The following is a 23,724-nucleotide window of genomic DNA, read 5'->3' on the forward strand; positions in this document are numbered from 1 at the left end:
GCTGCTCATACGGCCATTTCCTACGGTTATCGCTCCAGGTATCCGACATCCGCTTCCACTCATAACCCCAGGCTATCGGTGTATGCCTTATTTTGAGTGGACGCTTATCGGTGCGCTTCGCACACTCCGCTCTACCCATAACAACAATGACAACCAGAGGTCCTCCATGCGTACCGCATATGCGCGCTCCGTCCCCTCCTTCCTGGCCGCTTGCGCCCTGCTCTGCTGCACTGCCCTGCCCGCCCTGGCGGCTGCCTGGAAACCCGAAGAGAACCTGGAGATCGTCGTCGCCGGCGGTCCCGGTGGCGGCACCGACCAACTCGCCCGCCTGGTCCAGTCGGCGATCAGCCAGAACAAGCTGCTCGACGTCAACACCGTGGTGCTGAACAAGGGCGGCGGCAACGGCGCCGAAGCTTTCCTCGACCTGAAGCTGGCCAAGGGCAACGCGCACAAGCTGGTGATCGGCACCAACAATGTCTACCTGCTGCCGTTGGTGGCCCGGCTGGGCTACCAATGGACCGACCTGACGCCGGTGGCGGCGGTGGCCGAGGACGACTTCATCCTCTGGACCTACCAGGCGGCGCCGTGGGCGGACGCCGCGGCGTTCCTCGCCGATCTGAAGAAGGACGCGGCAGGCATGCGCTTCGGCGGCAGCCAGTCGAAGGACGTCGACCAGACTCTAAGCCTGCTGCTCGGCAAGCAGGTCGGCGGCAAGCTGACCTACATCCCCTTCAAGAGCGGCAGCGAGGCGTCCATCCAGTTGGCCGGCAGGCACATCGCCGCCAACCTCAACAACCCGGCGGAAAGCCTCAGCCAGTGGCGCGGCGGCCAGGTCCGGCCGCTCTGCGTGTTCAGCCACGAGCGCATGATCTACACCGCCAAGGTCGCTGCCGAGCAGTCCTGGGCGGACATCCCCACCTGCCACGAACAGGGCCTGGGCATCGACCAGTACCGCTTCCCGCGCACCGTGTTCCTGCCCGGCGGAGTCAGCGACGAGCAGCGCGCCTTCTACGTCGAGTTGATGCGCAAGGTCAGCCAGACCGCCGAGTTCAGGGACTATGTCGAACGCTCGGCGCTGGCGCCGACCTTCCTCGCTGGCGAAGACCTGGTGAGCTACATCGAGAAGGACCGCCAGCGCGTCATCCCGCTGTTCCAGGAAGCCGGCTGGCTTCGCCAGTAACCCGCGTAGCGCGACCAGGAGACGAACATGTCCAGCTCATCCAATGCGCCGCTGGTCGCCACCCGCTGGGTGGAGATCGGCCTGGCGCTGTTCACCGCCGCGCTCGGCGCGATCGTCATGTACGGCAGCCAGGATATCGGCATCGGCTGGGGCGACAGCGGCCCCGAGGCCGGCTATTTCCCCTTCTACATCGGCCTGCTGCTGAGCGCCGCCAGCCTCGGCAACCTGCTCTTGGCCCTGTGCCGCTGGCGGGCGCTGGGTACCTCGTTCGTCGCCCGCACGGCCTTTCGCCGGGTGCTTGCGGTGTTCCTGCCGATCGCCGCCTACGTGGCGGCCATGCCGTTCGCCGGGATCTACCTCGCCTCCGCGTTGTTCATCGCCTGGTTCATGTGGCGCGACCGTAGCCGCGACAAACCCTACGGCGTGCCGCTGATCGTCACGCTGTCCTGCGGCGCGGCGCTGGCCAGCTACCTGGTCTTCGCCGTCTGGTTCAAGGTGCCGCTGGATGCCGGAATACTGGCCGACCTCGCGGCCTTCGTCGGGAGCGCCAGGCCATGAGCGAATTCGATTCCCTGATGCAGGGCATGAGCCTGGTCCTCAGCGCCCATCACCTCGGCCTGATGGTGATCGGCGTGCTGCTCGGCATCCTGGTCGGCGTGCTGCCGGGCCTCGGTGCGCCGAACGGGGTGGCGCTGCTGCTGCCGCTGACCTTCAGCATGTCGCCGGTGTCGGCGATCATCCTGCTTTCCTGCATGTATTGGGGCGCGTTGTTCGGCGGCTCGATCACCTCGATCCTGTTCAACATCCCCGGCGAGCCGTCGTCGGTGGCCACCACCTTCGACGGCTACCCGATGGCGCGCAACGGCCAGGCCGGCGAAGCGCTGACCGCCGCCTTCACCTCGGCGCTCCTCGGGGCGCTGGTCGGCGTGCTGCTGCTGACCTTCCTGTCCACCCATATCGCTCGCTTCGCCCTGGCGTTCAGCTCGCCCGAGTTCTTCGCCGTCTACCTGCTGGCGTTCTGCACCTTCATCGGCATGAGCCGCAACCCGCCATTGAAGACCCTGGTGGCGATGACCATCGGCTTCGCCATGGCCGCCGTGGGCATGGATACCGTGTCCGGCGACCTGCGCCTGACCTTCGACCAGCCCTGGCTGCTTTCCGGGCTGAGTTTCGAGGTGGCGGTGATCGGCCTGTTCGGCATCGGCGAGATCCTCTGCACGGTGGAGGAAGGCCTGGTGTTTCGCGGCGAGCGCGCACACATCACGCCGATGGTGATCCTGCGTACCTGGGCCAGGCTGCCGCGCTACTGGCTGACCTGGCTGCGCAGCGCGCTGGTCGGCTGCTGGATGGGCGTCACTCCGGGCGGCCCCACCGCCGCCTCGTTCATGAGCTACAGCCTGGCGCGGCGCTTCTCGAAGAACCGCGAGAACTTCGGCAAGGGCGAGGTGGAAGGCGTGATCGCTCCGGAGACAGCCGACCATAGCGCCGGCACCAGCGCCCTGCTGCCGATGCTGACGCTCGGCATCCCCGGCTCGGCGACCGCCGCGGTGATGCTCGGTGGCCTGATGATCTGGGGGCTGCATCCCGGGCCGACGCTGTTCGTCGAACAGCACGACTTCGTCTGGGGCCTGATCGCCAGCATGTACCTGGGCAACGTGGTCAGCCTGATCGTGGTACTGGCGACCGTGCCGCTGTTCGCCTCGATCCTGCGGATTCCGTTCGCCATCGTCGCACCGATCATCGTCATGGTCTGCGCCATCGGGGCCTACTCGGTGCACAACGCCATGCTCGACGTGGTCCTGATGCTGCTGTTCGGCGCGCTCGGCTACCTGTTCAAGAAACTCGGCTACCCCATCGCCCCGCTGGTGCTCGCCGCGGTGCTCGGCGACAAGGCCGAGGACGCGTTCCGCCAGTCGATGCTGTTCTCCGACGGGCAACTCTCGGTGTTCTGGTCCAACCCGTTGGTGGCCGGCCTGACCGGCGCGGCGCTGGCGATGCTGCTCTGGCCGTTGCTGGCGCGGTGCGCCGGGGCGCTGTTCCGGCGTGGCCGGCGGAGTCTCCGGCATGCCGCCTGAGCCTGCGTCTGGCGGCGGGGTGGATTTCTTGTCACCCTGGGTCTCCCCGCCGCCAGCGAGATACGCCATGTCCCGGATTCCCGACGCCAGCATCATCCACAGCCGCCTGCGCCTGCGCCAGTTGCGCCTGATGCTGGCCCTGGAGGAACTCGGCTCGCTGCGCCGCGCCGCCGACGAGATCGGCATGACCCAGCCGGCGGCGACCAAGATGCTCCACGAGGCCGAAGACCTGCTCGGCGTCGAGTTGTTCGAGCGTTTGCCGCGCGGCATGCGCGCGACGCCTTTCGGCGAGACGCTGATCTATTACTCGCGGATGATCTTCGCCGAGCTGTCCGGGATGCGCGAGGAACTGGTCGCGCTGGAGTCCGGCAACCTCGGCCGGGTCACCGTCGGAGCGATCCCGGCGCTGGCCTCGAGCCTGCTGACGCGCACCATCGCCACCCTGAAGCAGAGTCATCCACGGCTGTCGATGAGCATCCAGGTGGACACCAGCGACGTGCTGGTCCAGGCCCTGCAACAGGACCAGCTGGACGTGGTGCTCGGACGCATCCCCAGCGGCGCGCGCACCGACGACCTGGTGTTCGACAGCCTCGGCGAGGAAGAACTCTGCGTGGTGGTCGGCGCGCAGAACCCGTTGTCGCAGGCACGCAAGCTGGACTGGGGCGAGTTGCAGGAGCTGACCTGGGTGTTGCAGCAGCACCCCAGCCCGATGCGCGGGATCGTCAACCAGGCCTTCCACAATGCGCGCATCGACCTGCCGAGCAGTATCGTCGAGACCACCTCGATCATGACCCTGCTCTCCCTGCTGCAACAGACCGACATGATCGGCATCACTCCACGCTCGGTGATCGAGGACTACCCGGGCAAGCACCTGCTGGCGATCCTGCCGATCCAGCTGGAGCCGCGCCTGCCGCCCTACGGCCTGATCACCCGACGCAACCGGGTCCACTCCTCGGCCATGCAGACCTTCATGGCCAGCGTACATGCCGAACAGGCGCGGCACCTGGCGAAGTGAGCGGCACTAGCACAAATGAGCTAATAGCCGCGAGCCGGCTGGACCTCTAACATCCTGCGGCATTTCAACGGAGTGAATGCCATGCCCTCGATCAAGCCCTTCGGTCTCGCCCTGCTCGTCCTCGGTCTCAGCGCCTGCGCCTCCCTCGGTCAGTCGGGGAATCGCGACAACGAGGTCAAGGTCGCCGCGCAGAAGCTCATCGGCCAGCCCGCCGGCAAGGCCTTCGAACTGTTCGGCAAGCCCGACCAGGGCCTCGGCCCTTCGTCCTACGGTAGCGGTGGCTTCTACGCCTGGAACCGCGTGCGGACCCACATGGGGCCGGACAAGGTCTTCATACAGACCGGCACCGAGTACGTCGGCCAGCGCGAGACCTGGGTCGGCGTCGGTGGCCAGGGGGTCGCCGGCATGGCGCCGGTGAGTAGCGAGGCGGTCTATCGCAAGACCGGCTACTACGAGAACGAGACCATCCTCGACTATTTCTGCAGCATCACCCTGTACACCGACAGCCGGGACATCATCACCAACGCCAGTGTGATCGACTGCCGGGACAGCCGCTGACGGGGCCGCCGGGCCCCGGCCTTCCTTCTCGACGACGAACCCCCGACGCGGAAGCCCTGCGGACAATGGCGTTACGCTATCGTTTTTTATTTCCTTGAATCCTTGTTTTCATACCTCTTATTTCGTCTGGAAATAAGATAGATCGATTCATTCTTTTCTCCCGACCCTTGGCCCCTGCCAAACTCCCTTCGCCACGGGATACCCCCGCGCCGACATGGCGGCATTCCCATCCGGAATGTCCGCCCCACATTGCAAGGCCCTGATCGTCGATCGCGGCCGACAAGGAGCTGGAACTTTCATGAAGAAACTCCCCGCCATCACCGCCCTCGCCCTCGCCCTGATCTCCGGCCTGGCCCAGGCCGACCGCCTGGAGGACATCCGCAAGGCCGGCGTATTGCGCGTCGCGTCCTTCGACAGCAACCCGCCGTTCGGTTTCGTCGACGCCAAGAGCAAGCAGATCGAAGGCCTCGACGTCGACTATGCCAAGGCCCTGGCCGACAAGCTGGGCGTCCGGCTGCAAGTGCTGCCGACCAACCCGGCCAACCGCATCCCGCTGCTGACGGCGAACAAGGTCGACCTGGTCCTGGCCAACTTCACCATCACCCCGGAGCGTGCGCAGCAGGTGGACTTCAGCATCCCCTACTTCTCCTCCGGCCAGCAGTTCATCGTCAAGAAAGGCACCCTGACCTCGCCGGAAGTCCTCAACAAGTGGCGGGTCGGCGTGGACAAGGGCACGGTCAACGAAGGCGTGCTGCGCGAGAAGTTCCCCGGCGCCAAGGTCATCGCCTACGACGACACGCCCTTCGCTTTCACCGCCCTGCGCAACGGCCAGGTCCAGGCCATCACCCAGGACGGTCCGAAGCTGATCGGCCTGCTGGCCAACGTGCCCGACCGCGACAAGTACGAAGTGCCGCCCTTCACCATTTCCAACGACCTGATCGGCGTCGGTATTCCCAAGGGCGAGAAGGCCCTGACCGAGTTCGTCGACAAGAGCCTGCGCGAGCTGGAGCAGGACGGCCAGGCGCAGAAGATCTACGACACCTGGTTCGGTCCGCAGACCAAGACCCCGCTGGCGCGCCTGTACAAGATCGGCGACAAGAGCTGAGCGGCCCGCTTCGCCCGCACGACCCGCGCGCCTCACTTCGCTGAGGCGCGTTTTTCGTTCTACCCGACGGAATCCCGCACATGTTCGGCGAACTTCTCGCCCCGCAGTACCTGCGCTGGTTGCTCGACGGCTTCCTGCTGACCCTCGGTCTTGCCCTGCTCAGTTGCCTGCTCGCCACCCTGATCGGCGCCCCCCTGGCCATCGCCCGGCTGTCGCGCCGGCACCTGCTGTCCTGGCCGGCGCGCGCCTACCTGGCGCTGTTCCGCAATACCCCGCTGCTGGTGCAGCTGTTCTTCTGGTACTTCGGCGTTCCCGCGCTGCTGCCGGAGGCGCTGGTGAGCTGGCTGAACACGCCGCACGAGACGCCCTTGCTCGACTGGCCGTCCTTCGAGTTCCTCGCCGGTGCCTGGGGGCTGACCCTCTATACCTCGGCTTTCGTCGCCGAGGAGTTCCGCGCCGGCATCGCCTCGGTACGCCCCGAGCAGCGCGCCGCCGGCCTCGCCCTGGGGCTGACCCAGCGCCAGGTATGGCGCGTGGTGGTGCTGCCGCAGGCCCTGCGCACGGCTCTGCCGCCGCTGCTCGGGCAGTACATGAATGCGCTGAAGAACTCCTCGCTGGCGATGGCCATCGGCCTGGCCGAGCTGTCCTACGCTTCGCGCCAGGTGGAAACCGAGACCTTCAAGACCTTCCAGGCCTTCGGCATCGCCACCCTTCTCTACATCGGCGCCATCGCCCTGATCGAAGCCTTCGGCCAGGCGTTGCAGCAGACCCGCCGCTACCGCCAGGGAGGTGCCTGAGATGGATTTCTCGGTCATCTCGGACAACCTGTCCTACCTGCTGCTCGGCGCCTACCCGGACGGCCCGCTCGGCGGAGCGGCGCTGACCCTGCTGCTGGCGTCGCTCTCCGGACTGGCTTCGGCGGTGCTCGGCCTGGTCCTCGGCGTGGCCCTCGCGGTGCTGCCCGGCAAGCCGCGCCTGCTGCTGGTGGCGCTGCTCGGCTTCTTCCGCGCGATCCCGGTGCTGATGCTGATCTTCTGGACCTACTTCCTGCTGCCGATCGTCTTCCATGTCGACGTACCGGCGCTGGCCACCGTGGTCTGCGCGCTGTCGCTGATCGGCGGCGCCTACCTCGCCCACTCGGTGTACGCCGGCATCCACAGCCTCCCCGCCGGGCAGTGGGCGGCCGCCCGCGCGCTCGGACTGCGGCCGTGGCAGGTATTGCGCCTGGTGATCCTGCCGCAGGCGCTGCCGGTGATGCTGCCATCCTTCCTCAACCAGTGGGTGTCGCTGATCAAGGACACTTCCCTGGCCTACGTGATCGGCGTCGGCGAGCTGTCCTTCGTCGCCACCCAGGTGAGCAACCGGGTGATGGTCCACCCGACGGAGATCTTCCTGTTCGTCGCCCTGCTCTACTTCCTGCTCTGCACCAGCCTCGACCTGGCCGCCGCTTTCCTCGCCCGCCGCCGGCGGGCCTGAGCGTCGGCCGGTGGCTCAGGCGTCGCCGCGCGCCCGCGCGTAGTCGACCAGGTCGCCGAGGTAATGCGGCGAGGCGCGCAGGACGCCATCGTCCCAGCCGTAGAGCACGCCCAGCGCCGACACCTCCATGGCCCACCAGCCCCAGGCGTAGGGGCCGGTCAGGCGGCGGGTCTTCTTCTGCGCCTTGGGGGAAAGCTGGAAGAACTCCCGGTACTGGCTTTGCAGGTAAGGCGCCAGCGCCTGGGCGTCGCTGCCGTCCGCCTCTTCGAAGAACGCCCGCAACTGCCCGAACGGCCGTGGATGGAAGGTTTCCTCGCTGGCGGAAGTCAGGCCGAGGGCGGCCGCGCCGAGATAGTCGAGCAGGCGGTCGGTATCGAACTGCAGGACCTCCTCGACCAGCGCCGGGATGAGCTCCTGGGCATCGAGCAGCACGCCCATGGCGAGCAGTTGCAGCGCGAACGGATACTGGCCTGTGCGCGGCGCCAGGGCCGGCGCCGTCTCGAAGTCGACCTCGCCCTGCTCGCGCAGGCTGTCGCGGGCGGCGCCGAGCAGCCGGCTGTAGTCCAGCCACAGCGCGGCGGTCTCCAGGTAGATGGAGCGCAGTTCGGCGCCGGCCAGGCCCCGGTCGATGGCCTTGAGCAGCAGCGTACTGGCGTTTTCCGCGGCCTGGCCCCAGGCCCAGGCGTTTTCCAGGGCTGCGTGCCCTTGCGCGGCGAACGGCTGGCGATAGCCGTGGCTCCGGGAAAACCTGTCGAGCGCGGCGATCAGTTCGCGCCAGTCGGCTTTCCAGTCGGCGAGGTCGATGTTCCTTCGCGGCGCCCGGTCGGTGCGGGCCAGGTTGCGCCATAGCGGCAGGGCTTCGGCGAGTCGGTTGTCCAGGGTGAGGGGGAATGCGTGCATGGCGGCCTGTGGTGATCGCGGCCGTTTCCGGCCGTTCCGTGCGATCCGGAGTGCGGCCGTCCAGGCCGCATCCGGTATGGAGGGCCGATGCTAGCGCAGCGTGGTGCCCCGCGGAAGGTCTGTTCTAGCGGCCCGCCGGCTGGTTCCGGTAGTAGCCGAGGAAGGCCTCCAGCGGCAGTGCCTTGCCGAAATGCCAGCCCTGGCCGAGGGCCTCGGGCGAGCGGCGCAGCACGTGGTCGGCCTGGGCCTGTGTCTCGATCCCTTCGACGACCACGCCGATCTCCAGGTGCTCGGCCATCGAGCAGAGCTTGTCGAAGATCAGTTCGACGGCGCTGCTGTCGCCGATGGACTGAGTGAAGACCTTGTCGATCTTGATCGCGTCTACCGGCAGGTTGGCCAGGTAGACCAGGTTCGAATGACCGGTGCCGAAATCGTCCACGTAGATCTTCAGGCCGAGTTCGCGCAGGCGGTTCATCCCGGCCAGCAGGCAGCCCTGGGCCTCGGTGGTGCGCTCGGTCAGTTCCAGCGCGACCTGTTCCGGGCGCACGCTTTCCCTGGCCATCTGGCGCATGGCGAAATCGATGAAACCGGGGTCGGCGATGTCCTTGCCGGTGACGTTGACGCTGACGTAGAAGCTCCGCTGCTCCCTCAGCAACGGCCCGAGCTGCTTCAGGGCGCGGCGGAAGACGAAACGGGTCAGCAGTTCGATGTCGCCGCTCTCCTCCAGGGCGCCGATGAAGACATCCGGGGAAACCCGTCCCAGGCTGCTATCGGTCCAGCGCGCCAGGGCCTCGACCCCGGCGCAGCGGCCGCTGGCCAGGCGCACGATGGGCTGGTAGTGCACCTCCAGGGCCTCGCGCTTCAACGCGCGCAGCAGCCTGACCGGCAGTTTTTCGTCGTTGAGGAAGCCGAACAGGTAGCTGAGCAGCAGCATGACGCCGAACAACAGCCCGCCGCCGATCGCCGCGGCCATGGCCGCGCGTCCGGGCTCGGTGCCAAGCAGGCCGCGTTCACGGAGAAGGGAGACCACGCAGATGTCCTGCGTCGGGTCGCACAGGCTTATCTGCCGGGCGCCGATGAAGCGCGGCCAGCCGGGCCGGCCGAGCGCCTCGAGGGGCTGGTCGTCGTCCCAGGCGAAACGGTGGTAGATGTAGTCGCCGCCACTGCTGACCGCCGCCGCCGAGATGCCCGGGGCCGGGTGGTCGACATCGAAATAGGCGTGCGGGGCAATGAATACGACGGCGTTGCCGCGACTGACCAGCCCGGTGGGCAGCGCCTGCAACGGCAGGGGCATGCCCTCTGTCCAGAAGCGGGTGCCGGCGGCATCTACCCGGTCGGGCGCGGACAATCCCCAGGGCGCGCGCAGCCGGCCCCGGACGCCCGTGCACATGACCCGGTCGCCGCTGATCCTGCCAACGTCGCTCATGAAGCGCGACTCGAGCACGATGGAACGCAGCATTTCCAGGTCCTGGTCGCTGCAGGCCGGCGCGCTGCCGGCGTTCATCTCGCGGAGCATCTGGTCCGCCGCGGAGGAAATCTCCAGTGCCCGCTCCAGCGCCCTCTCGGTGTACGAGCGCAGGTGCGCGCCGTCGTGCTGGCGATCCAGTTCGTTGATGACGAAGACCCCACAGACACCGCCCACCAGGGTGGTGGTGAGCAGTATCGGCAGGATGCGTCGCCAGTTGATCCGGCCTTCTGCAGCCGTTCCACGCTCGGACATACCTTCTTCCGCCTAATGAATCCATGGAAAGCACGCCAGATTGCCGAACAGCTTCACGGGCCCTGCCGGGCCGTGCGCAGAACCTTTTCAGATTTGTCCCGATCGTGACAACGCTACCTTCGCCAGCGCCGTCCAGTCCGATTCCCCGTCGCCATGGGCGATGGCTTCGAGCAACACGTCGTGCAACAGGCTGGCCAGCGGCAGCGGCACGTTGTGGCGCTTGCCGGCGGACAGCGCCAGATCGACATCCTTCAACCCGAGGACCAGGCGGAACCTGGCCGGGGTGAAACGCTGCTCGACGATCTGCGGGCCGTAGTTGCGATAGACAGGCGCATCGAAAAGCGTCGAGGACATGAGCTCCATGAACCGGCCGGGCTCGACGCCCAGGCGCTTCACCAGGGCGACGCTTTCGCCCATGCTTTCGATGGCGCTGGCGATCATGAAGTTACCAGAGATCTTCACCGCCATTGCCCCGCGCGGGTCTTTTCCGAAAAACCATGTCTTCTGTCCCATAATTTCCAGCAGCGCCTTGACTTGCTCGATGGCTTCCTCCGGACCGCCGACGACGATGTTCAGCTTGCCGGCCTCCGCCACGTCGGTGCGGCCGAACACCGGCGCGGCGACGAACGCGAGGCCCTGGCGCTGGTGCGCCTGGTCGAGCGCCTCGACGCAATCGAGCGACAGGGTCGACATGCTCAGGTGGATGAGACCCGGCCTCGCCCGTTCGAGCGCGCCGCTGTCGAGCAGCACGCCGCGAATCGCCTGGTCGTCCGCCAGCATGCTGATGACCACGTCGAGGCCGAACAGCTCGCCGACCTCCTCCGCCCTGGCAGCGCCCAGCGCCACCAGGGGCTCGCAGGCCGCCGCGGAACGGTTCCACACCGTCACTTCGAGTCCCGCCTGCACCAGGCGGGTGGCCATGGCGGCGCCCATGCCGCCCAGGCCCAGAAATCCGACTTTCATCCGTTTCACTCCTCATGGGGTCTTGTAGGTTCCGGATCTACCGGAGACAGGCTGGCCGCTGGCAGTTCCTCGAGGAGGAACACCTGGCGGTCCGCCAGGAGATCGGCGACGGCATCGGCCATCGCCCTGTAGTGCGGCATCCGTCGGTGCCGCTCGATGGCGTCGCGGTCGGCCCAGCGCTCGACGAAGACGAAGCGCCCGGCCTCGTCGAGGCTCCGGTGCAGGATATAGGACAGGCAGCCGTCCTCGGCCCGCGACGGCTGCACGCAGGCCAGCAGCAGCCGCTCGACCTCCGCCGCCCTGCCCTCGCGCGCCTGCAACAGCGCTACCACACGGACCGCCTGGTTCATGCGTCGGCTCCGACGCGCACCACCAGCTTGCCGAAATTGCGTCCCTGGAGCAGGCCGAAGAAGGCCTCGGGGGCATTCTCCAGGCCGTCGACCCGCTCTTCGCGGTACTGGATGAGGCCGTCGGCGAACCACTTCGACATGTCGCGCTGGAATTCATCGTAGCGATGGCCGTAGTCGTCGAAGATGATGAAGCCCTGCACCTTGATGCGCTTGCGCAGGATCGTGCCCATCAGCGCCGGCAAGCGGTCCGGCCCGGGTGGCAGCTCGGTGTCGTTGTAGTGGGCGACGATGCCGCAGACCGGGATCCGGGCCTTGGCGTTGAGCAGCGGGAAGACGGCGTCGAAGACCTTGCCGCCGACGTTCTCGTAATAGATGTCGATGCCGTCCGGGCAGGCCTCGGCCAGTCGTTCGGCGAAGTCCGCGGCATGGTGGTCGAGGCAGGCATCGAAGCCGAGCACCTGCACGGCGTGGCGGCATTTTTCCGCACCGCCGGCGACGCCGACCACTCGGCAGCCCTTGAGCTTGCCGATCTGTCCGACGGTGGCGCCGACCGGCCCGGTGGCGGCGGCCACCACCAGGGTCTCGCCGGCCTGGGGCTTGCCGATGTCGAGCAGGCCCATGTAGGCGGTGAAGCCGGGCATGCCGAGCAGGCCCAGGGCGTAGGACGGATGCTCCGGCGACTCGCCCAGGCGCGCCAGGCCGCTGCCGTCGGATAGCGCGTAGTCCTGCCAGCCGTTGGCCGAGAGCACCCAGTCGCCGACCTTGAACCCGGGATGGTTCGAGGCTTCCACCCGGCTGACCGTGCCGCCGACCATGACCGCGCCGAGCTCCACCGGCGGCGCGTAGGACGGCGCGTCGCTCATCCGTCCGCGCATGTAGGGATCGAGCGACAGGTAGACGGTGCGCAGCAGCACCTGGCCCGCGCCGGGCTCAGGAAGCGGAACCTGCTCGATGCGGAAGTTATCCCGGGTCGGGGCGCCGTGGGGGCGCGAGGCGAGGACGATGCGGCGGTTGACCTGCGTGGATTGGGACATTTCCAGACTCCTCTGTCTGACGAATGTGGCGAACGGCTCATACCGTGCGCCGGGCAAATTAGACCAGTCAACTACTGACGGGTCGAAAAAATACCCGCCTCTTGCGGGGCGGGTATTTCCTGGCGGTACCTCAGATTTCCAGCAGGCTGCGGGTGGTCTGCATGGCTGTCTCCAGCGGTCCCGGGCTGCGGTGCAGCTTGCTCAGCAGGCTCGCGCCGAGCCACAACTGGTACAGCGCGCTGGCCATGTGCCGGGCATCGCAGGGCGCGAGGGAGCCGTCGTCGCGGCCCTGCCCGAGGCAGCCGACCAGGCGTTCGATGATCCCGTCGGAGCCGTCGCGCAGGGTGATGCGCATGCTTTCCGAAAGGTCCGCGACCTCGGCGCTGAGCTTGACCACCAGGCAGCGCTGCTCGTCGCAGGGCGGGCAGGCGTTGTCCAGCCACTTCTGCCAGTAGCTCATCAGTCGTTCGCGGGCATTCAGCCCTGGCGCGGAGAAGCGTTGGTCCATGTCCGCCAGGTAGACGCGGAAGTAGTCCTCCAGCAGGGCCTGGCCGAACTGTTCCTTGGATTTGAAGTAATGGTAGAACGAGCCCTTGGGAACGCCCGCGCTCTGCAGGATTTCGTTGAGGCCGACTCCGGAGAAGCCTTTGACCGCCATGATCCGGTATCCGGTATCGAGCAGATGCTGGCGGGTGTCGTCGTAGCTGGTTTTCATGGGGCGCACGGTAGCTTGAATTAGACCAGTCGTCTAGAAATAATTCGAAGCCATGAGTATAGCGCCGACGGCAACTGCGCCGCTGTCGGGAACCGTGCGGAACGGACGCCGGTCCGGCGCCCGCCCCGCTCCGCGGATTTACCCCTCGCGGACCTAGCAGGCCGCGACCGCCACGGCGGCAGGCTCCGGCTGGAAGCGCGCGGCGAGGAACGGCGCGATGTCCAGCGGCAGCGTCTCTTCGTGGACCAGCCGGTCGAGCAGCACCCCGGTGATCGCCGACGTGAGGATGCCGGTGCGGAAATGCCCGCAGGCATTCAGGTAGCCCTCCACTTCAGCCACCGGACCGAGAATCGGCAGTTCGTCCGGCGAGCCCGGGCGCAGGCCGGCCCAGGTGCGCTTGAGGTTGACCTGTTGCAGCTCCGGCACGCAACGCACCGCGCCCTGCACCAGGCCGGCGATTTCCGGGAAGGTGTTGCTGACGTCGAAGCCCTTGTCCTCGGTGGTGCTGCCGATCAGGATCTCGCCATTGTCCTTCTGCGCCATGTAGCAGTCGCTGGTGGTCAGGCAACCGTTCAGCAGTCGTGGCATGCGCTCGGTGAGGACGATCTGGCCCTTCACCGGCTTCACCGGGATGCGCCGGCCGGTGGCCATTTCGCTGAGTTCCGCGGCCCAGGCGCCGGCGGCGTTGATCAGGGTCCGGCAATGCAGCACCCCGGCATTGTCCGTGCGCACCCCGCTGATCCGCCGGCCCTGGCGCAGCACGCCGGTGACGTTGGTTCCCGGCAACAGCTCGACGCCGTTCTGGCGCGCCGCCTCCAGGTAGGCGTCGGCCAGGCGGAACGGGCTGACCTGGTGGTCGCAGAGGAATTCCAGCGCGCCGTGGGCCGCGTGGCTGACCGCCGGCTCGGCACGACGCAGTTCCTCGCGGTCCAGCCAGCGCACCTGCTCGGCCAGATGCGGGATCTGCGCCACGATGTGCTCGGCGTACTGGCGATCCTCGTCGTCCTGGATCACGTATTTCAGCCCGGTGCGCTCGAACTTGAAGTCCATCCCGTGGCGTTCGATCAGTTCTCGGTGCAGTTCCGGGTACAGCGCGTTGGATTGCAGGGCGAGGTCGAAGAACGCCGGCGGCAGGATGTGCGGCGTGCTCGCGTCCACCGCCACCGCCGCGCCCTGGGCCTCGCGCCGGTTGCGGGAGGACATCATGCGGAAGAAGATCACCCCGCAGCCCAGTCCCACCGATTCGCCGATGGCCCAGAGGCCGCCGGCCGAGGCGCGGGTGGCGTTGCCCGGTCGCTTGTCGTCGACCACGGCGATGCGCAGGTTGCCGCGCCTGGACAGTTGGTAGGCGCAGGACGCGCCGATCACGCCGCCGCCGGCAATCACGATGTCATAGGTTCTGTTCATGTTCAGGCTTCCGTACCGAGGTTCTGGAATGCGGAAAACGGGATCGGATCGATCGGGAAACGCGGCCGCAGCCAGCCGACGTCGTGGCGTCCGGTGGCGCGGCGCAGGCGATCGCTGCAGTAGCCGATGCACATCCGCCCCTGGCAGTCGCCCATGCCGGCGCGGGTGCGCATCTTCAGCCCGGCGATGTCCTGCACGCCCTGTTCGAGCGCGCGCTCGATGTCGCCACGGGTGACCTGTTCGCAGCGGCAGATCACCGTATCGGCCCGCGCCAGTTCGACCTGGCGGGCGCCGCGCTGGGTGTAGCGCTCGACTCCGGCGCGGAAGCGCTTGATCGCCTCCAGGCGGGCGAGATGGGATTCTCGGCGTTCGATGGCCTCGGCGGGCGCGATGGCCTCGCGTTGCAGGAGGATCGACAAGGCCGCGATGCGCCCGCCGATCATCGCCGCCTCGCCGCCGCGGATACCCGCCATGTCGCCGGCCAGGTGGATGTGCGGTTGGCTGCTCTGCTGCCAGACGTTGCATTCCGCGCGCAGGTATCCGTCGTCGCTGAAGCCGTGCTCCAGACCCAACTGCTGGCTGAGCTGGGTGCGTGGGATGAAGCCATAGCCGACCGCCAGGGTGCTGGCCTTCACCGGTCGCGCGTTTTCCAGGTCGGGCCGCCACTCTTCGTCGTAGGGCGCTACCGTCACTTCCGTCAGTTCCCCCTCGCCGCTGGCCTCCACCACGCCCCAGCCATAGTGCAGCGGAATGCCGTTGAGCTTGAGATAGCCGAGCATGCTCAGGCCGTCGAGGAACAGTTGCGGCTTGTTCAGCAGCGCCAGGCTTTCCCTGGCCATGCGGCCGAACGCGCAGGCCTCGTAGACCCCGGCGACACGTACCCCGGCCGCATGCAGCTGGCAGGCCACCAGTGGCAGCAGCGGGCCGCTGCCGGCGATCAGGGTATCGCCCAGGGGCTTCACCACGCCGCTCTTGATCTGCAATTGCAGGCCGCCGAGGAGCATCACCCCGGGCAGGGTCCAGCCGGGGAACGGCACGCTGCGCTCATGGCAGCCGGTGGCCAGGAGCAGGTGCGAATACTCCACCTCGTGCAGCCGTTCCGCCTCGTCGAGGACCATCAGGTGCTGGCCGTCGCCACCGACCACGCGGCTGTTCAGGCGCAGGTCGATGTGCCCGGCGCAGGCGGAGAAATCGCGCCGCAGTTTTTCCAGCATCCGGGTGTAGCGCGCGCCGAGGTAGGCCGGATCGACGCCGGCCCGCAAGGGGCCGCGATAGACCACCCCGCCGGGACGCGAGGCCTCGTCGAAGAGGACGCAGGGGACCCCGCGCCTGGCCAGCTCGATGGCTGCGGCCATGCCGGCCGAGCCGCCGCCGACGATCACCGGGCGCAGGTTCATGGCCGTTCCTCCTGGTCGAAGCGGTTGCTTTCGGTTTCCACCCGCATGCCCGGCCGGACGACGGTCTGGCAGGCGCGGCGCTTGGGCCGGCCGTCGATGGCGACCAGGCAGCAGTGGCATACGCCCATGCCGCAGAAGGCGCCGCTGGCCTGGCCATGGTCGTTGCGCGCGAGCCGGCGCAGGCCCACGGCATTGAGCACGTTGAGCACGGTCTCACCGGCAGCCGCCGCGACGGGCTGGCCATTGAGGTGGATGGTCATGTCTGCCCGCGAGAGGGGCTGGATATCGTGTTGACGTTCAAGAAGGTGCATTGCCCTTTCATCCGTGAGAGAGAGTCGGGAGCCGGCGACACTAGGAGTCGGGCCGGGCGCGGACATTGATCCATGACAGGTGGGTATCTTCCCCTGCCAATTCTGGTAGGTGGGGTGCAGGCGTTCGCGCGGAAAAGTCGAACCCGCGCCTACCCCAGGGTGCCAAGCAGCAAAGCCGGCTCACCCGTGGAGGCCCCATGCTGCAATCCTTCCAGCCGCCCTGGTGGAAACGCGCGGTGATCTACCAGGTCTACCCGCGTTCGTTCACCGACAGCGACGGTGACCTGCCCGGCCTGGTCGCGCGCCCGGACCATCTGCGCCGCCTTGGCGGCGACGCCCTCTGGCCGTCACCGGTGTATCGCTCGCCCGACCCCGGCGCTGCCGCCGCAGATCGCCACCACCCGTCGTTCCGTCATGTCCGACTCAGTGCGCGCGGGCCACGCCGCGCAAGAGGTTGGCGCTGAGCTTGTCGGTGTTGCAGGTCGCGATGTTGGCCAGCGAGACGATGCCTACCAGGCGCTTGTTGCGATCCATTACCGGCAAGCGGCGCTTCTCCAGTTGCGCCATGTTCTTCGTCACATGGTCCACTTCCTCGTCCTCGAAGCAGTAGCGCAGTTCACCGCTCATCACCTCGCGCACCGGGCGGTCGGCTCCGAGTCCATCGGCGAGGCCGCGCACCGCCAGGTCGCGGTCGGTGACCACGCCGGTCAGGCGCTCGCCCTCGTTGACCAGCAAGGCGCCGATATCGGCTTGGCGCATCAGCAGCGCCGCCTCGCCGAGGGTGGTCTGGGGGGTGACGGTACGTACTTCGCGACTCATGATTTCCCGGACTTTCATCGTTCTGTCTCCTTCTTCCGGCGCGCCGTTTTCGGCGCGGCTCTCCCTGCTTGTGAATCGCCCGCATACGGGGAGTTCGAAGTTTCTTCCCGGCGTCGCAGCCATCTACCTAGCGCTCGCGCGGGCAGCGTGCGGAAAACAAAAAATTTGCCCGCGTTTTCTGATATCTCGCCGCTGCCCGGATTCTTATTCTCGACTCCTTCTTTGGCATATGCGGGAAAACGAACCATGCGTATCGACGGTCATCGTCAGGTGGTTTCTAACGCAACGGCACAGCCCGGACCGCTACTGCGCCCTGCGGATATGCAGGCACGGGCTCTACAGGACCTGTTCGATGCGCAGGGGGTGGGGGTTCCCGTCGAACATGCCTTGCGCATGCAGGCGGTGGCCAGGCAGACGAATACCGTCTTTGGCATTCGCCCGGTTGAAAGAATCGTCACCACGCTGATCGAAGAGGGTTTCCCGACCAAGGGCTTCTCGGTGAAGGGGAAAAGCTCGAACTGGGGTCCGCAGGCGGGGTTCATCTGTGTCGACCAGCATCTCAGCAAGCGGGAAGACCGCGACACGGCGGAAATACGCAAGCTGAACCTGGCTGTGGCGAAGGGAATGGATGGCGGAGCCTATACCCAGACCGACCTGCGGATCTCTCGGCAACGCCTTGCGGAGCTGGTGCGGAATTTCGGCCTGGTGGCAGACGGTGTCGGGCCGGTTCGCCTCCTGACCGCGCAGGGCCCCAGCGGCAAACGCTATGAGTTCGAAGCCCGCCAGGAGCCGGACGGTCTCTACAGGATCAGCCGCCTGGGGCGGTCGGAAGCGGTGCAGGTACTGGCCAGCCCGGCTTGCGGGCTGGCGATGACCGCCGATTATGACCTCTTCCTGGTAGCGCCCTCGATCGAGGCGCATGGCAGTGGTGGTCTCGATGCAAGAAGGAATACCGCGGTCAGATACACCCCCCTCGGTGCAAAGGATCCCCTGAGCGAGGACGGATTCTATGGCAGGGAGGATATGGCCAGGGGAAACATCACTCCGCGCACGCGGCAACTGGTGGACGCCCTCAATGACTGCCTGGGCCGGGGGGAGCACAGGGAGATGTTTCACCACAGCGACGATGCGGGCAACCCAGGCTCCCATATGGGTGACAACTTCCCGGCCACCTTCTACCTTCCCCGGGCCATGGAGCATCGGCTCGGAGAAGAGTCCGTTCGCTTCGACGAGGTCTGCGTGGTGGCGGATCGGAAGAGCTTTTCCTTGCTGGTCGAGTGCATCAAGGGCAACGGCTATCACTTCACCGCCCATCCCGACTGGAACGTGCCGCTGCGGCCCAGCTTCCAGGAGGCGCTCGACTTTTTCCAACGTAAGGTCTGATGCGCGAAGGTCGTTGGCAAAGCCCGCTTTCCCCGGCGGCATGGGCATCCTGCCGCCTGTCCAAGGCCTTCCGCTTGCCGGAATATGCTGGGCGGCGCGGGGAAGCTAGGAATGGATACTCCACTGGCAGGCGGAAGCGGGTATAGGCGAATCGTCCACCGTATGGATCAGTCCGCAAGCCAGGGCGTCTTCCGGACCGAGGATGCGCGGATAGGCCATCAGGTAGCTCGGGATGTCCAGGCGTTCCGGCGCATCACGGGTGTTCTCGGCGACGATCCGGGCGTAAAGCTCCAGGTCGTAGTCGAGGCTCATCGCATATTCCGCCATCCGCGCATGGTCCACCGCGCCATGCAGGGTCCAGTGGAAAGGATGGAACAGGAACTTGCTGTGGGCACTGGCGCTGCGTCGCTCGCCGGCGAGGAACAGGATGTTGCCCATCGACTCGACGGTACCCAGGTTGTGGGTATGTATCGGCACCGGCAGCGCGCGCAGGAAGTTGTACAGGGTAAAGCCGTAGCTGCATTCCCCGCCCATGGTGGCGATGTTGATCCGCAACTCCTCGGCCTCCTGTTGCAGGACCTTGGCGCAAGTGTTGATCAGATTGCCGCAGGTGGACGAATTGATCGGCCCGGTGAAATGGATGATGTGCTGCTTGGACATGCTCGCCTCTCTTTCCGTATCGGTTCCTCGACGGTCTGCACGGGTTTCCCTACAGAGGATTGTCGCGCCTGCGCCGCGAGCCATCGGCGCGACGAATGGCAGTGCCGGCCAGGAACCAGGCACGATGAGTACGCGGCTGCCTTACGCAGGGAGGCTTCAGGCGTCGCGCTGTCGTTCCTCGCAGGCGCATTCGCGGGCTTCTTCGCTGGCTACGCCCTGCGGCGTATCTCCATCCCGCTCACCCATCCGCTGGTAGCGCTCACGCAGTTCGCGCAAGGTGTCGGCGTCCAGGTCGTCGAGTCCGAGCAGCGCGTTGTGGGCGCGCCGGGTGCTGCGCAGCAGTTCGTCGATCTTGATGTGCAGCGCATCGGTATCGCGGTTCTGAGTGTTCTGGATGAGGAAGACCATGAGGAAGGTAACGATGGTGGTCGAGGTATTGATCACCAGTTGCCAGGTATCGTTGAAGTCGAAGAACGGCCCGCTGATCGCCCATGCCAGGATCAATCCGAGGGCGATGACGAAGGTCGGCGGCCGGCCGCTCCAGTTGGACAGGCGTTGGGCGAATCGGGAAAAGCTCATGGTGGCGAACCCCCTGTGACGTTCTCCCTACTCCTGACCACGGATTGGCATCGGTGCTCCAGCGGCCGGACGGAATGACCGGCCGCCTTCGTTGGCGCGCTTGCCGGCCGGACCGGCCAAGGCCGGCTGGAGATTCTCCTCCAGCAGTTCTTCCACCAGCCGGCGCAGCGCCACATGCCGTTCCTGGCCCGCTGCGCGCAGTGTCTGGTAGCGCTGCAACTGGCGACTGGCGGAGGTCTCTCCGAGCAATCCACGGGCATGCTCGTAGGCCCATTCGTTGCCCTGGCGGGCCTGCGGCCGGCACTGTCGCCAGGCCATTTCCAGCCAGTCTCCGGCACCTACGCAGCGGCCTTCGACGAGATAGCGGCCGGCGCAACCGTAACGCAGCGCCTGCCAGTAGTTTTCCTCCAGGCAGGCGTCGCGCGCGACCGGCAACGCACGCGGCTCCGCGCCCAGCGCTTCGCCCACCAGCGCCCTGAACAGCCCGGCCAGGCTCAGCGCGTCGGCCAGGCGCGGGCAGGCGTCGCAGATACGCAGCTCCAGGGTCGGCACATGGGATGACGGCCGGATCATCCACCAGACCTGGCCATCCTCGCGGATGCAGCCGGTCTCGCGCAGCAGCGCCAGGTGGCGGCGATAGGCGTCCTCGTCGGGCAAGGCAGGAGGAATGTTCATCCTCGGCCATTCGCCGCAGAGTGCCCGTCGATAGCTCGCCAGGCCGCTGCGCCGGCCGCCGCGGAACGGCGAGGATGCGCTCAACGCCAGCAGCAGCGGCAGCCACGGCAACACGCGCTGGAGCACAGCCATGCGGTCGTGGCTCGGCGGTATCTCCACATGCACGTGCAGGCCGCAGACCAGGCTGCGCCGGGCCACCCGCCCCTGGTCCTCGAACAGGCGGGCGAAGTGCGCCGCCGGGTTGCTTCGCGCCCGCCGCCAGTCGGCGAAGGGATGGGTGCCGACGCAGAGCGAGCGCAGGCCGAAGTCCATGGCCAGATGCGCCAGGCGTTGCCGGGCCTGACCGTGGAAGCGCGCGGCCTCGGCCAGGGTGGAGAACACCGGGCTGGCCACCTCGACCTGGCATTCGAACATCTCCTCGGCGAAATGCTCGCCGAGCGTGTCACGGCAGGCCGCGACGAATCCGGCGGGGGCGGAGCGGACGATGTCCAGGTCGGAGGCATCGAGCAGGAAGAATTCTTCCTCGATGCCGAAGCGAAGGCCGCTGGCGGCCAGGTCGTGGGTCATCGGCGCAGCTCCCGGGGATTGTCTCGGGAAGACGCCGGAGTGCCGTCGAGGTTCGTTTTTTCCGCCGTGAGGTTCCCCGGTGCGCCGCCGATCCTGCCAGTGAAACCTTTTTCCCCTGGTGTCACTCGCACCCATATGTGTGGTCGCCCCGGCCGCCCCCGCAAACCCACGACAAGGAACGCGACATGAGCCTGTCTTCGCCCCTCCCTGCCTCCAGTGCAAGCCCTTCGCCCAGGGTCCGCGACCTGTACCACGCCCTGCTCGACGAGCCCCGCGAGCACCTCGAAGCCGCCGGCGAGTTCCTCGACCAGCAATTGAGCCTGGCCGCCACCCATGACGACGACCTGCCGGAGGACCCCGCCGATTGGCCGGCCTGGCTCGACGCCGGGGCCCGGCGCACCGCCGAGGCGCATGCCGAATACCTCCGGGCACGTCGGCGCGGCGAAGGGCGACGCTACTTCCAGGTTCCCTCCCAGGCGATGCACTTCATTCGCAGCGTGGCCCCGACCAAGCTGGTCGACGGCGCCTGGCTCTATGGGCTGTTGCCGCATCATGGCGAGGAACGCCTGCGGCCGCTGCTGGAGACCTTCCTCGAAGAACTCGGCGACGGCGTCCCGGCACGCAACCACGTCCTGCTCTACCGGCGCCTGCTGGCCAGCATCGGCAGCGAGGAAGTCGAAGGCCTCAGCGACCTCCACTACCTGCAGGGCACCCAGCAACTCGCCCTCGGCCACCTCGCCGCGGACTACCTGCCCGAAGTGATCGGCTACAACCTCGGCTACGAGCAACCGCCGCTGCACCTGTTGATCACCACTCAGGAGCTGCGCGAGCTGGGCTTCGACCCCTACTACTTCCAGTTGCACGTGACCATCGACAACGCCGCCAGCGGGCATGCGCGCAAGGCCCTGCGCGCGCTCTACGACAACCTGCCGCAGCTTGGCGGGCGCGCGGCCTTCCTCGAACGGGTGAGGAACGGCTACCGCCTGAACGAGGTCGGCCTGAGCACTACGCAGGTAATCGACGGCTTCGATCTCGAGGAAGAATTGCTGGCCATGTTCGAGCGCAAGCGCCCCTACGCCGCCGGGATGCATTCGGATCGTTGCCGGATCGGCGGGCGCACGGTGAACCAGTGGCTGGCGGTGCCCGGGCGGTTCCCGGCGTTTCTCGCCTGCCTGGAGGAAGAGGGCTGGATCCGGCGCCATGCCGATCCGCGCGGCAGCCGTTTCTGGAACCTGATCGAGGGCGACCGGGCGGCGATGTTCGGAGTCTTCACTCCCTACGAGCGGCAGTTGCTGTACGACTGGATCGCTGGCGACTGGCAAGCCCCCGCTCCGGCGGACAGGGACCCGCTTGCGCCGCTGGCGGAGCCGGCGACGGCGGGCAGCGACGTGGACGCCGAGCAGGTCGCGCTGCGACGCGAGCTGCTGCGGCTATCCCCCGAGCAGGGCGTCGCACGCCTTCTCGAACTGATGGCCCCGCACCGCCACCACGGACCCGCCGGTCTCCTTGCCACGCGGATGTTCAGCCAGCGCTGGAGGGCCGCCCATGCCCAGCCTGAATGATCCGCGCCTGGACGTCCTGGTCAGCCTCGGCAACTGGTTGCGAGGCCAGGACTACCGTTTCGTCACCGTCACCCCGGCTACCCATGAGCGCGTCAACGCCCGCCCGGAAAACCGCATGGCCCGGGACCTGGCCGGCATCTTCGGCTGGAGCCGGGCATTCGCCGGGGAAAGCCTGCCGGCCGACTGGCTGACCCTTCTTGCCGGCGCCGACCTGATCCGCCGCGAGGCGGACGGCTGGCGCAGCCAGGTGCGCGTCTCCAGCCTCGGCGAGCAACTGTTCGTCCATTCGGCCTTCCCTACCCTGGCCGCCGACGCGGTGTTCTTCGGCCCCGACACCTACCGCTTCGACCGGCTGATCCGCAGCCACCTGGCATCGTCCGATCCGGCACGCATCCGCCGTGCGGCGGATGTCGGCTGCGGCGCCGGCCCCGGCGCGATCCGCATCGCCATGGCCTGCCCGGACGCCGAAGTACACGGGCTGGATATCAATCCGGCGGCGCTCGACCTGGCACGGGTCAACGCGGCGCTGGCCGGGGTCGGTAACCTGACCCTGGCGCGTAGCGACCTGCTGAGCCAGGCGCCCGGTCGCTTCGACCTGATCGTGGCCAACCCGCCCTATCTCCTGGATGCCTCGGAGCGCGCCTACCGGCATGGTGGCGGGATGCTCGGCGCCGGGCTCTCGCTGGCAATCGTCGATGCCGCCCTCGAGCGCCTGGAAGCCGGCGGCAGCCTGCTGCTGTATACCGGGGTGGCGATGGTCGAAGGCGGCGATCCGTTCCTCGCCCGCATCCGCGAACGCCTGGCGTCTCGGGAGTGGGAGTGGGACTACCAGGAACTGGACCCGGACGTGTTCGCCGAAGAATTGGACAGCCCCGCCTACCGCGAAGCCGAGCGGATCGCCGTGGTCGGCCTGCGGGTCACTCGCCCCGCCTGAGGCGCTCCAGGCCTTCCAGGCTCCCCACCAGATCCTCGTTCAGGCGCTGCCAGCGCTCGGCCACCTCGGCCTCGGCCGGAATCACCGCGAGGACCTCGCCATCCACCCACTCCCAGGGCAGGCACAGGCGTTCCGCCTCGGCCCGGCTGGCGGCGCGCACGGTGCGGGCGAAACACTGCCAGCCGCGCATGTGCTGGATTTCGTAGGTGGTCATGGGCTCCTCCGGAAGACAGGGACGTTTGTCTTTCGGCGCTCCCCGCGTCTTCCGGTTCAAGGCCCTGGATGGGTGGTCGCGGACCGCCCGGCACGCCACCTGAACCCCCTCGCGCCGGGCCGGTC

General features: G+C 67.3%; 26 protein-coding genes. 12 read left to right on the top strand and 14 right to left on the bottom strand.

The window, feature by feature from the left end:
- Positions 1 to 166 precede the first annotated feature (166 nt).
- The 8 genes from AC1RB9_RS14440 to AC1RB9_RS14475 all read left to right on the top strand — a co-directional run bounded on the left by AC1RB9_RS14440 (position 167) and on the right by AC1RB9_RS14475 (position 7,409).
- Positions 167 to 1,180: a Bug family tripartite tricarboxylate transporter substrate binding protein gene (locus tag AC1RB9_RS14440; protein ID WP_003111000.1), complete on the top strand. Its 1,014-nt coding sequence runs from the start codon at positions 167 to 169 to the stop codon at positions 1,178 to 1,180.
- A 27-nt stretch (positions 1,181 to 1,207) separates the two neighbouring features.
- Positions 1,208 to 1,738 carry a tripartite tricarboxylate transporter TctB family protein gene (locus tag AC1RB9_RS14445; protein WP_003123453.1) on the top strand — a complete coding sequence of 177 codons (531 nt, stop codon included), beginning with the start codon at positions 1,208 to 1,210 and terminating at the stop codon, positions 1,736 to 1,738.
- Complete coding sequence (locus AC1RB9_RS14450; RefSeq protein WP_003450659.1) at positions 1,735 to 3,255, top strand: tripartite tricarboxylate transporter permease; 1,521 nt, start codon at positions 1,735 to 1,737, stop codon at positions 3,253 to 3,255. The genes AC1RB9_RS14445 and AC1RB9_RS14450 overlap by 4 nt, the downstream gene beginning before the upstream one ends.
- Before the next feature lie 67 nt (positions 3,256 to 3,322).
- Entirely contained in the window at positions 3,323 to 4,270 is a 948-nt protein-coding gene (locus tag AC1RB9_RS14455) for a LysR family transcriptional regulator (RefSeq protein WP_003089050.1), read from the top strand.
- Between the two features lie 81 nt (positions 4,271 to 4,351).
- Positions 4,352 to 4,828, top strand: a complete 477-nt coding sequence (locus tag AC1RB9_RS14460) for a hypothetical protein (RefSeq protein WP_003089049.1) — start codon at positions 4,352 to 4,354, stop codon at positions 4,826 to 4,828.
- 298 nt (positions 4,829 to 5,126) lie between these two features.
- Entirely contained in the window at positions 5,127 to 5,933 is an 807-nt protein-coding gene (locus AC1RB9_RS14465) for an ABC transporter substrate-binding protein (protein WP_003089047.1), read from the top strand.
- Between the two features lie 80 nt (positions 5,934 to 6,013).
- Positions 6,014 to 6,730 carry an amino acid ABC transporter permease gene (locus AC1RB9_RS14470; protein WP_003162806.1) on the top strand — a complete coding sequence of 239 codons (717 nt, stop codon included), beginning with the start codon at positions 6,014 to 6,016 and terminating at the stop codon, positions 6,728 to 6,730.
- A gap of 1 nt (position 6,731) precedes the next feature.
- Entirely contained in the window at positions 6,732 to 7,409 is a 678-nt protein-coding gene (locus AC1RB9_RS14475; protein WP_003113694.1) for an amino acid ABC transporter permease, read from the top strand.
- A gap of 15 nt (positions 7,410 to 7,424) precedes the next feature.
- Here the strand turns inward: AC1RB9_RS14475 and AC1RB9_RS14480 are convergent, their stop codons facing one another.
- The 9 genes from AC1RB9_RS14480 to hcnA all read right to left on the bottom strand — a co-directional run bounded on the left by AC1RB9_RS14480 (position 7,425) and on the right by hcnA (position 16,206).
- A complete protein-coding gene (locus AC1RB9_RS14480; protein ID WP_003113693.1) occupies positions 7,425 to 8,309 on the bottom strand; it encodes a DUF1911 domain-containing protein in 885 nt (294 codons plus the stop codon).
- A gap of 124 nt (positions 8,310 to 8,433) precedes the next feature.
- A complete protein-coding gene (locus AC1RB9_RS14485; RefSeq protein WP_003162805.1) occupies positions 8,434 to 10,029 on the bottom strand; it encodes an EAL domain-containing protein in 1,596 nt (531 codons plus the stop codon).
- An 87-nt stretch (positions 10,030 to 10,116) separates the two neighbouring features.
- The gene (locus AC1RB9_RS14490; RefSeq protein WP_003113691.1) at positions 10,117 to 10,992 is read right to left on the bottom strand and encodes an NAD(P)-dependent oxidoreductase; all 876 of its coding nucleotides are present in this window, start codon (positions 10,990 to 10,992) and stop codon (positions 10,117 to 10,119) included.
- A 5-nt stretch (positions 10,993 to 10,997) separates the two neighbouring features.
- Positions 10,998 to 11,342 carry a putative quinol monooxygenase gene (locus AC1RB9_RS14495; RefSeq protein ID WP_003162804.1) on the bottom strand — a complete coding sequence of 115 codons (345 nt, stop codon included), beginning with the start codon at positions 11,340 to 11,342 and terminating at the stop codon, positions 10,998 to 11,000.
- Positions 11,339 to 12,376 (bottom strand): NADP-dependent oxidoreductase, encoded by a 1,038-nt coding sequence (locus AC1RB9_RS14500; RefSeq protein WP_003113689.1) that lies wholly within the window; start codon positions 12,374 to 12,376, stop codon positions 11,339 to 11,341. Before AC1RB9_RS14500 ends, AC1RB9_RS14495 begins: the two co-directional genes overlap by 4 nt.
- A gap of 130 nt (positions 12,377 to 12,506) precedes the next feature.
- Positions 12,507 to 13,091 (bottom strand): TetR/AcrR family transcriptional regulator, encoded by a 585-nt coding sequence (locus tag AC1RB9_RS14505; RefSeq protein WP_003113688.1) that lies wholly within the window; start codon positions 13,089 to 13,091, stop codon positions 12,507 to 12,509.
- Positions 13,092 to 13,244: 153 nt separating this feature from the next.
- The gene (hcnC, locus tag AC1RB9_RS14510) at positions 13,245 to 14,498 is read right to left on the bottom strand and encodes a cyanide-forming glycine dehydrogenase subunit HcnC (RefSeq protein ID WP_003113686.1); all 1,254 of its coding nucleotides are present in this window, start codon (positions 14,496 to 14,498) and stop codon (positions 13,245 to 13,247) included.
- Between the two features lie 2 nt (positions 14,499 to 14,500).
- Positions 14,501 to 15,895 carry a cyanide-forming glycine dehydrogenase subunit HcnB gene (gene hcnB / locus AC1RB9_RS14515; RefSeq protein ID WP_003116968.1) on the bottom strand — a complete coding sequence of 465 codons (1,395 nt, stop codon included), beginning with the start codon at positions 15,893 to 15,895 and terminating at the stop codon, positions 14,501 to 14,503.
- Positions 15,892 to 16,206 (bottom strand): cyanide-forming glycine dehydrogenase subunit HcnA, encoded by a 315-nt coding sequence (gene hcnA / locus AC1RB9_RS14520; protein ID WP_003113684.1) that lies wholly within the window; start codon positions 16,204 to 16,206, stop codon positions 15,892 to 15,894. Before hcnA ends, hcnB begins: the two co-directional genes overlap by 4 nt.
- Positions 16,207 to 16,403: 197 nt before the next feature.
- Between hcnA and AC1RB9_RS14525 the strand changes: the two genes are divergently transcribed.
- The gene (locus AC1RB9_RS14525) at positions 16,404 to 16,670 is read left to right on the top strand and encodes an alpha-amylase family glycosyl hydrolase (protein ID WP_003162802.1); all 267 of its coding nucleotides are present in this window, start codon (positions 16,404 to 16,406) and stop codon (positions 16,668 to 16,670) included.
- Here the strand turns inward: AC1RB9_RS14525 and AC1RB9_RS14530 are convergent.
- On the bottom strand, positions 16,630 to 17,043 hold the full coding sequence (locus tag AC1RB9_RS14530) for a CBS domain-containing protein (RefSeq protein WP_003113682.1): 414 nt from the start codon (positions 17,041 to 17,043) through the stop codon (positions 16,630 to 16,632). The two genes, AC1RB9_RS14525 and AC1RB9_RS14530, sit on opposite strands and share 41 nt — an antisense overlap.
- Before the next feature lie 228 nt (positions 17,044 to 17,271).
- Between AC1RB9_RS14530 and exoY the strand changes: the two genes are divergently transcribed.
- On the top strand, positions 17,272 to 18,408 hold the full coding sequence (exoY, locus tag AC1RB9_RS14535) for a type III secretion system adenylate cyclase effector ExoY (protein WP_003158710.1): 1,137 nt from the start codon (positions 17,272 to 17,274) through the stop codon (positions 18,406 to 18,408).
- A gap of 105 nt (positions 18,409 to 18,513) precedes the next feature.
- Here the strand turns inward: exoY and AC1RB9_RS14540 are convergent, their stop codons facing one another.
- From AC1RB9_RS14540 to AC1RB9_RS14550, 3 genes are all read right to left on the bottom strand, one after another.
- Positions 18,514 to 19,068 (bottom strand): ClpP family protease, encoded by a 555-nt coding sequence (locus AC1RB9_RS14540; protein ID WP_003089015.1) that lies wholly within the window; start codon positions 19,066 to 19,068, stop codon positions 18,514 to 18,516.
- A 156-nt stretch (positions 19,069 to 19,224) separates the two neighbouring features.
- Positions 19,225 to 19,647 carry a low affinity iron permease family protein gene (locus tag AC1RB9_RS14545; protein WP_003089012.1) on the bottom strand — a complete coding sequence of 141 codons (423 nt, stop codon included), beginning with the start codon at positions 19,645 to 19,647 and terminating at the stop codon, positions 19,225 to 19,227.
- Positions 19,648 to 19,674: 27 nt separating this feature from the next.
- Complete coding sequence (locus AC1RB9_RS14550; protein ID WP_003162800.1) at positions 19,675 to 20,889, bottom strand: carboxylate-amine ligase; 1,215 nt, start codon at positions 20,887 to 20,889, stop codon at positions 19,675 to 19,677.
- Positions 20,890 to 21,074: 185 nt separating this feature from the next.
- Between AC1RB9_RS14550 and AC1RB9_RS14555 the strand changes: the two genes are divergently transcribed.
- Both AC1RB9_RS14555 and AC1RB9_RS14560 read left to right on the top strand, forming a co-directional pair.
- Positions 21,075 to 22,451 carry an iron-containing redox enzyme family protein gene (locus AC1RB9_RS14555; RefSeq protein WP_003450654.1) on the top strand — a complete coding sequence of 459 codons (1,377 nt, stop codon included), beginning with the start codon at positions 21,075 to 21,077 and terminating at the stop codon, positions 22,449 to 22,451.
- Positions 22,435 to 23,385 carry a methyltransferase gene (locus tag AC1RB9_RS14560; RefSeq protein WP_003162798.1) on the top strand — a complete coding sequence of 317 codons (951 nt, stop codon included), beginning with the start codon at positions 22,435 to 22,437 and terminating at the stop codon, positions 23,383 to 23,385. Before AC1RB9_RS14555 ends, AC1RB9_RS14560 begins: the two co-directional genes overlap by 17 nt.
- On the opposite strand, the gene AC1RB9_RS14565 is transcribed toward AC1RB9_RS14560, so the two are convergent.
- Positions 23,369 to 23,599, bottom strand: a complete 231-nt coding sequence (locus tag AC1RB9_RS14565) for a hypothetical protein (RefSeq protein WP_003450653.1) — start codon at positions 23,597 to 23,599, stop codon at positions 23,369 to 23,371. The two genes, AC1RB9_RS14560 and AC1RB9_RS14565, sit on opposite strands and share 17 nt — an antisense overlap.
- Positions 23,600 to 23,724 lie beyond the last annotated feature (125 nt).

Source organism: Pseudomonas sp. 20-5 (assembly GCF_056782835.1).

Coding starts and splice junctions, on each gene's coding strand:
- exoY (WP_003158710.1), top strand. CDS start 17,272: ATGCGTATCGACGGTCATCGTCAGGTGGTTTCTAACGCAACGGCACAG.
- AC1RB9_RS14465 (WP_003089047.1), top strand. CDS start 5,127: ATGAAGAAACTCCCCGCCATCACCGCCCTCGCCCTCGCCCTGATCTCC.
- AC1RB9_RS14525 (WP_003162802.1), top strand. CDS start 16,404: ATGCTGCAATCCTTCCAGCCGCCCTGGTGGAAACGCGCGGTGATCTAC.
- AC1RB9_RS14550 (WP_003162800.1), bottom strand. CDS start 20,889: ATGACCCACGACCTGGCCGCCAGCGGCCTTCGCTTCGGCATCGAGGAA.
- AC1RB9_RS14490 (WP_003113691.1), bottom strand. CDS start 10,992: ATGAAAGTCGGATTTCTGGGCCTGGGCGGCATGGGCGCCGCCATGGCC.
- AC1RB9_RS14440 (WP_003111000.1), top strand. CDS start 167: ATGCGTACCGCATATGCGCGCTCCGTCCCCTCCTTCCTGGCCGCTTGC.
- AC1RB9_RS14460 (WP_003089049.1), top strand. CDS start 4,352: ATGCCCTCGATCAAGCCCTTCGGTCTCGCCCTGCTCGTCCTCGGTCTC.
- AC1RB9_RS14455 (WP_003089050.1), top strand. CDS start 3,323: ATGTCCCGGATTCCCGACGCCAGCATCATCCACAGCCGCCTGCGCCTG.
- AC1RB9_RS14505 (WP_003113688.1), bottom strand. CDS start 13,091: ATGAAAACCAGCTACGACGACACCCGCCAGCATCTGCTCGATACCGGA.
- AC1RB9_RS14555 (WP_003450654.1), top strand. CDS start 21,075: ATGAGCCTGTCTTCGCCCCTCCCTGCCTCCAGTGCAAGCCCTTCGCCC.
- AC1RB9_RS14560 (WP_003162798.1), top strand. CDS start 22,435: ATGCCCAGCCTGAATGATCCGCGCCTGGACGTCCTGGTCAGCCTCGGC.
- AC1RB9_RS14485 (WP_003162805.1), bottom strand. CDS start 10,029: ATGTCCGAGCGTGGAACGGCTGCAGAAGGCCGGATCAACTGGCGACGC.
- AC1RB9_RS14470 (WP_003162806.1), top strand. CDS start 6,014: ATGTTCGGCGAACTTCTCGCCCCGCAGTACCTGCGCTGGTTGCTCGAC.
- AC1RB9_RS14565 (WP_003450653.1), bottom strand. CDS start 23,599: ATGACCACCTACGAAATCCAGCACATGCGCGGCTGGCAGTGTTTCGCC.
- AC1RB9_RS14495 (WP_003162804.1), bottom strand. CDS start 11,342: ATGAACCAGGCGGTCCGTGTGGTAGCGCTGTTGCAGGCGCGCGAGGGC.
- hcnB (WP_003116968.1), bottom strand. CDS start 15,895: ATGAACCTGCGCCCGGTGATCGTCGGCGGCGGCTCGGCCGGCATGGCC.
- hcnA (WP_003113684.1), bottom strand. CDS start 16,206: ATGCACCTTCTTGAACGTCAACACGATATCCAGCCCCTCTCGCGGGCA.
- AC1RB9_RS14500 (WP_003113689.1), bottom strand. CDS start 12,376: ATGTCCCAATCCACGCAGGTCAACCGCCGCATCGTCCTCGCCTCGCGC.
- AC1RB9_RS14545 (WP_003089012.1), bottom strand. CDS start 19,647: ATGAGCTTTTCCCGATTCGCCCAACGCCTGTCCAACTGGAGCGGCCGG.
- AC1RB9_RS14530 (WP_003113682.1), bottom strand. CDS start 17,043: ATGAAAGTCCGGGAAATCATGAGTCGCGAAGTACGTACCGTCACCCCC.
- hcnC (WP_003113686.1), bottom strand. CDS start 14,498: ATGAACAGAACCTATGACATCGTGATTGCCGGCGGCGGCGTGATCGGC.
- AC1RB9_RS14445 (WP_003123453.1), top strand. CDS start 1,208: ATGTCCAGCTCATCCAATGCGCCGCTGGTCGCCACCCGCTGGGTGGAG.
- AC1RB9_RS14475 (WP_003113694.1), top strand. CDS start 6,732: ATGGATTTCTCGGTCATCTCGGACAACCTGTCCTACCTGCTGCTCGGC.
- AC1RB9_RS14540 (WP_003089015.1), bottom strand. CDS start 19,068: ATGTCCAAGCAGCACATCATCCATTTCACCGGGCCGATCAATTCGTCC.
- AC1RB9_RS14480 (WP_003113693.1), bottom strand. CDS start 8,309: ATGCACGCATTCCCCCTCACCCTGGACAACCGACTCGCCGAAGCCCTG.
- AC1RB9_RS14450 (WP_003450659.1), top strand. CDS start 1,735: ATGAGCGAATTCGATTCCCTGATGCAGGGCATGAGCCTGGTCCTCAGC.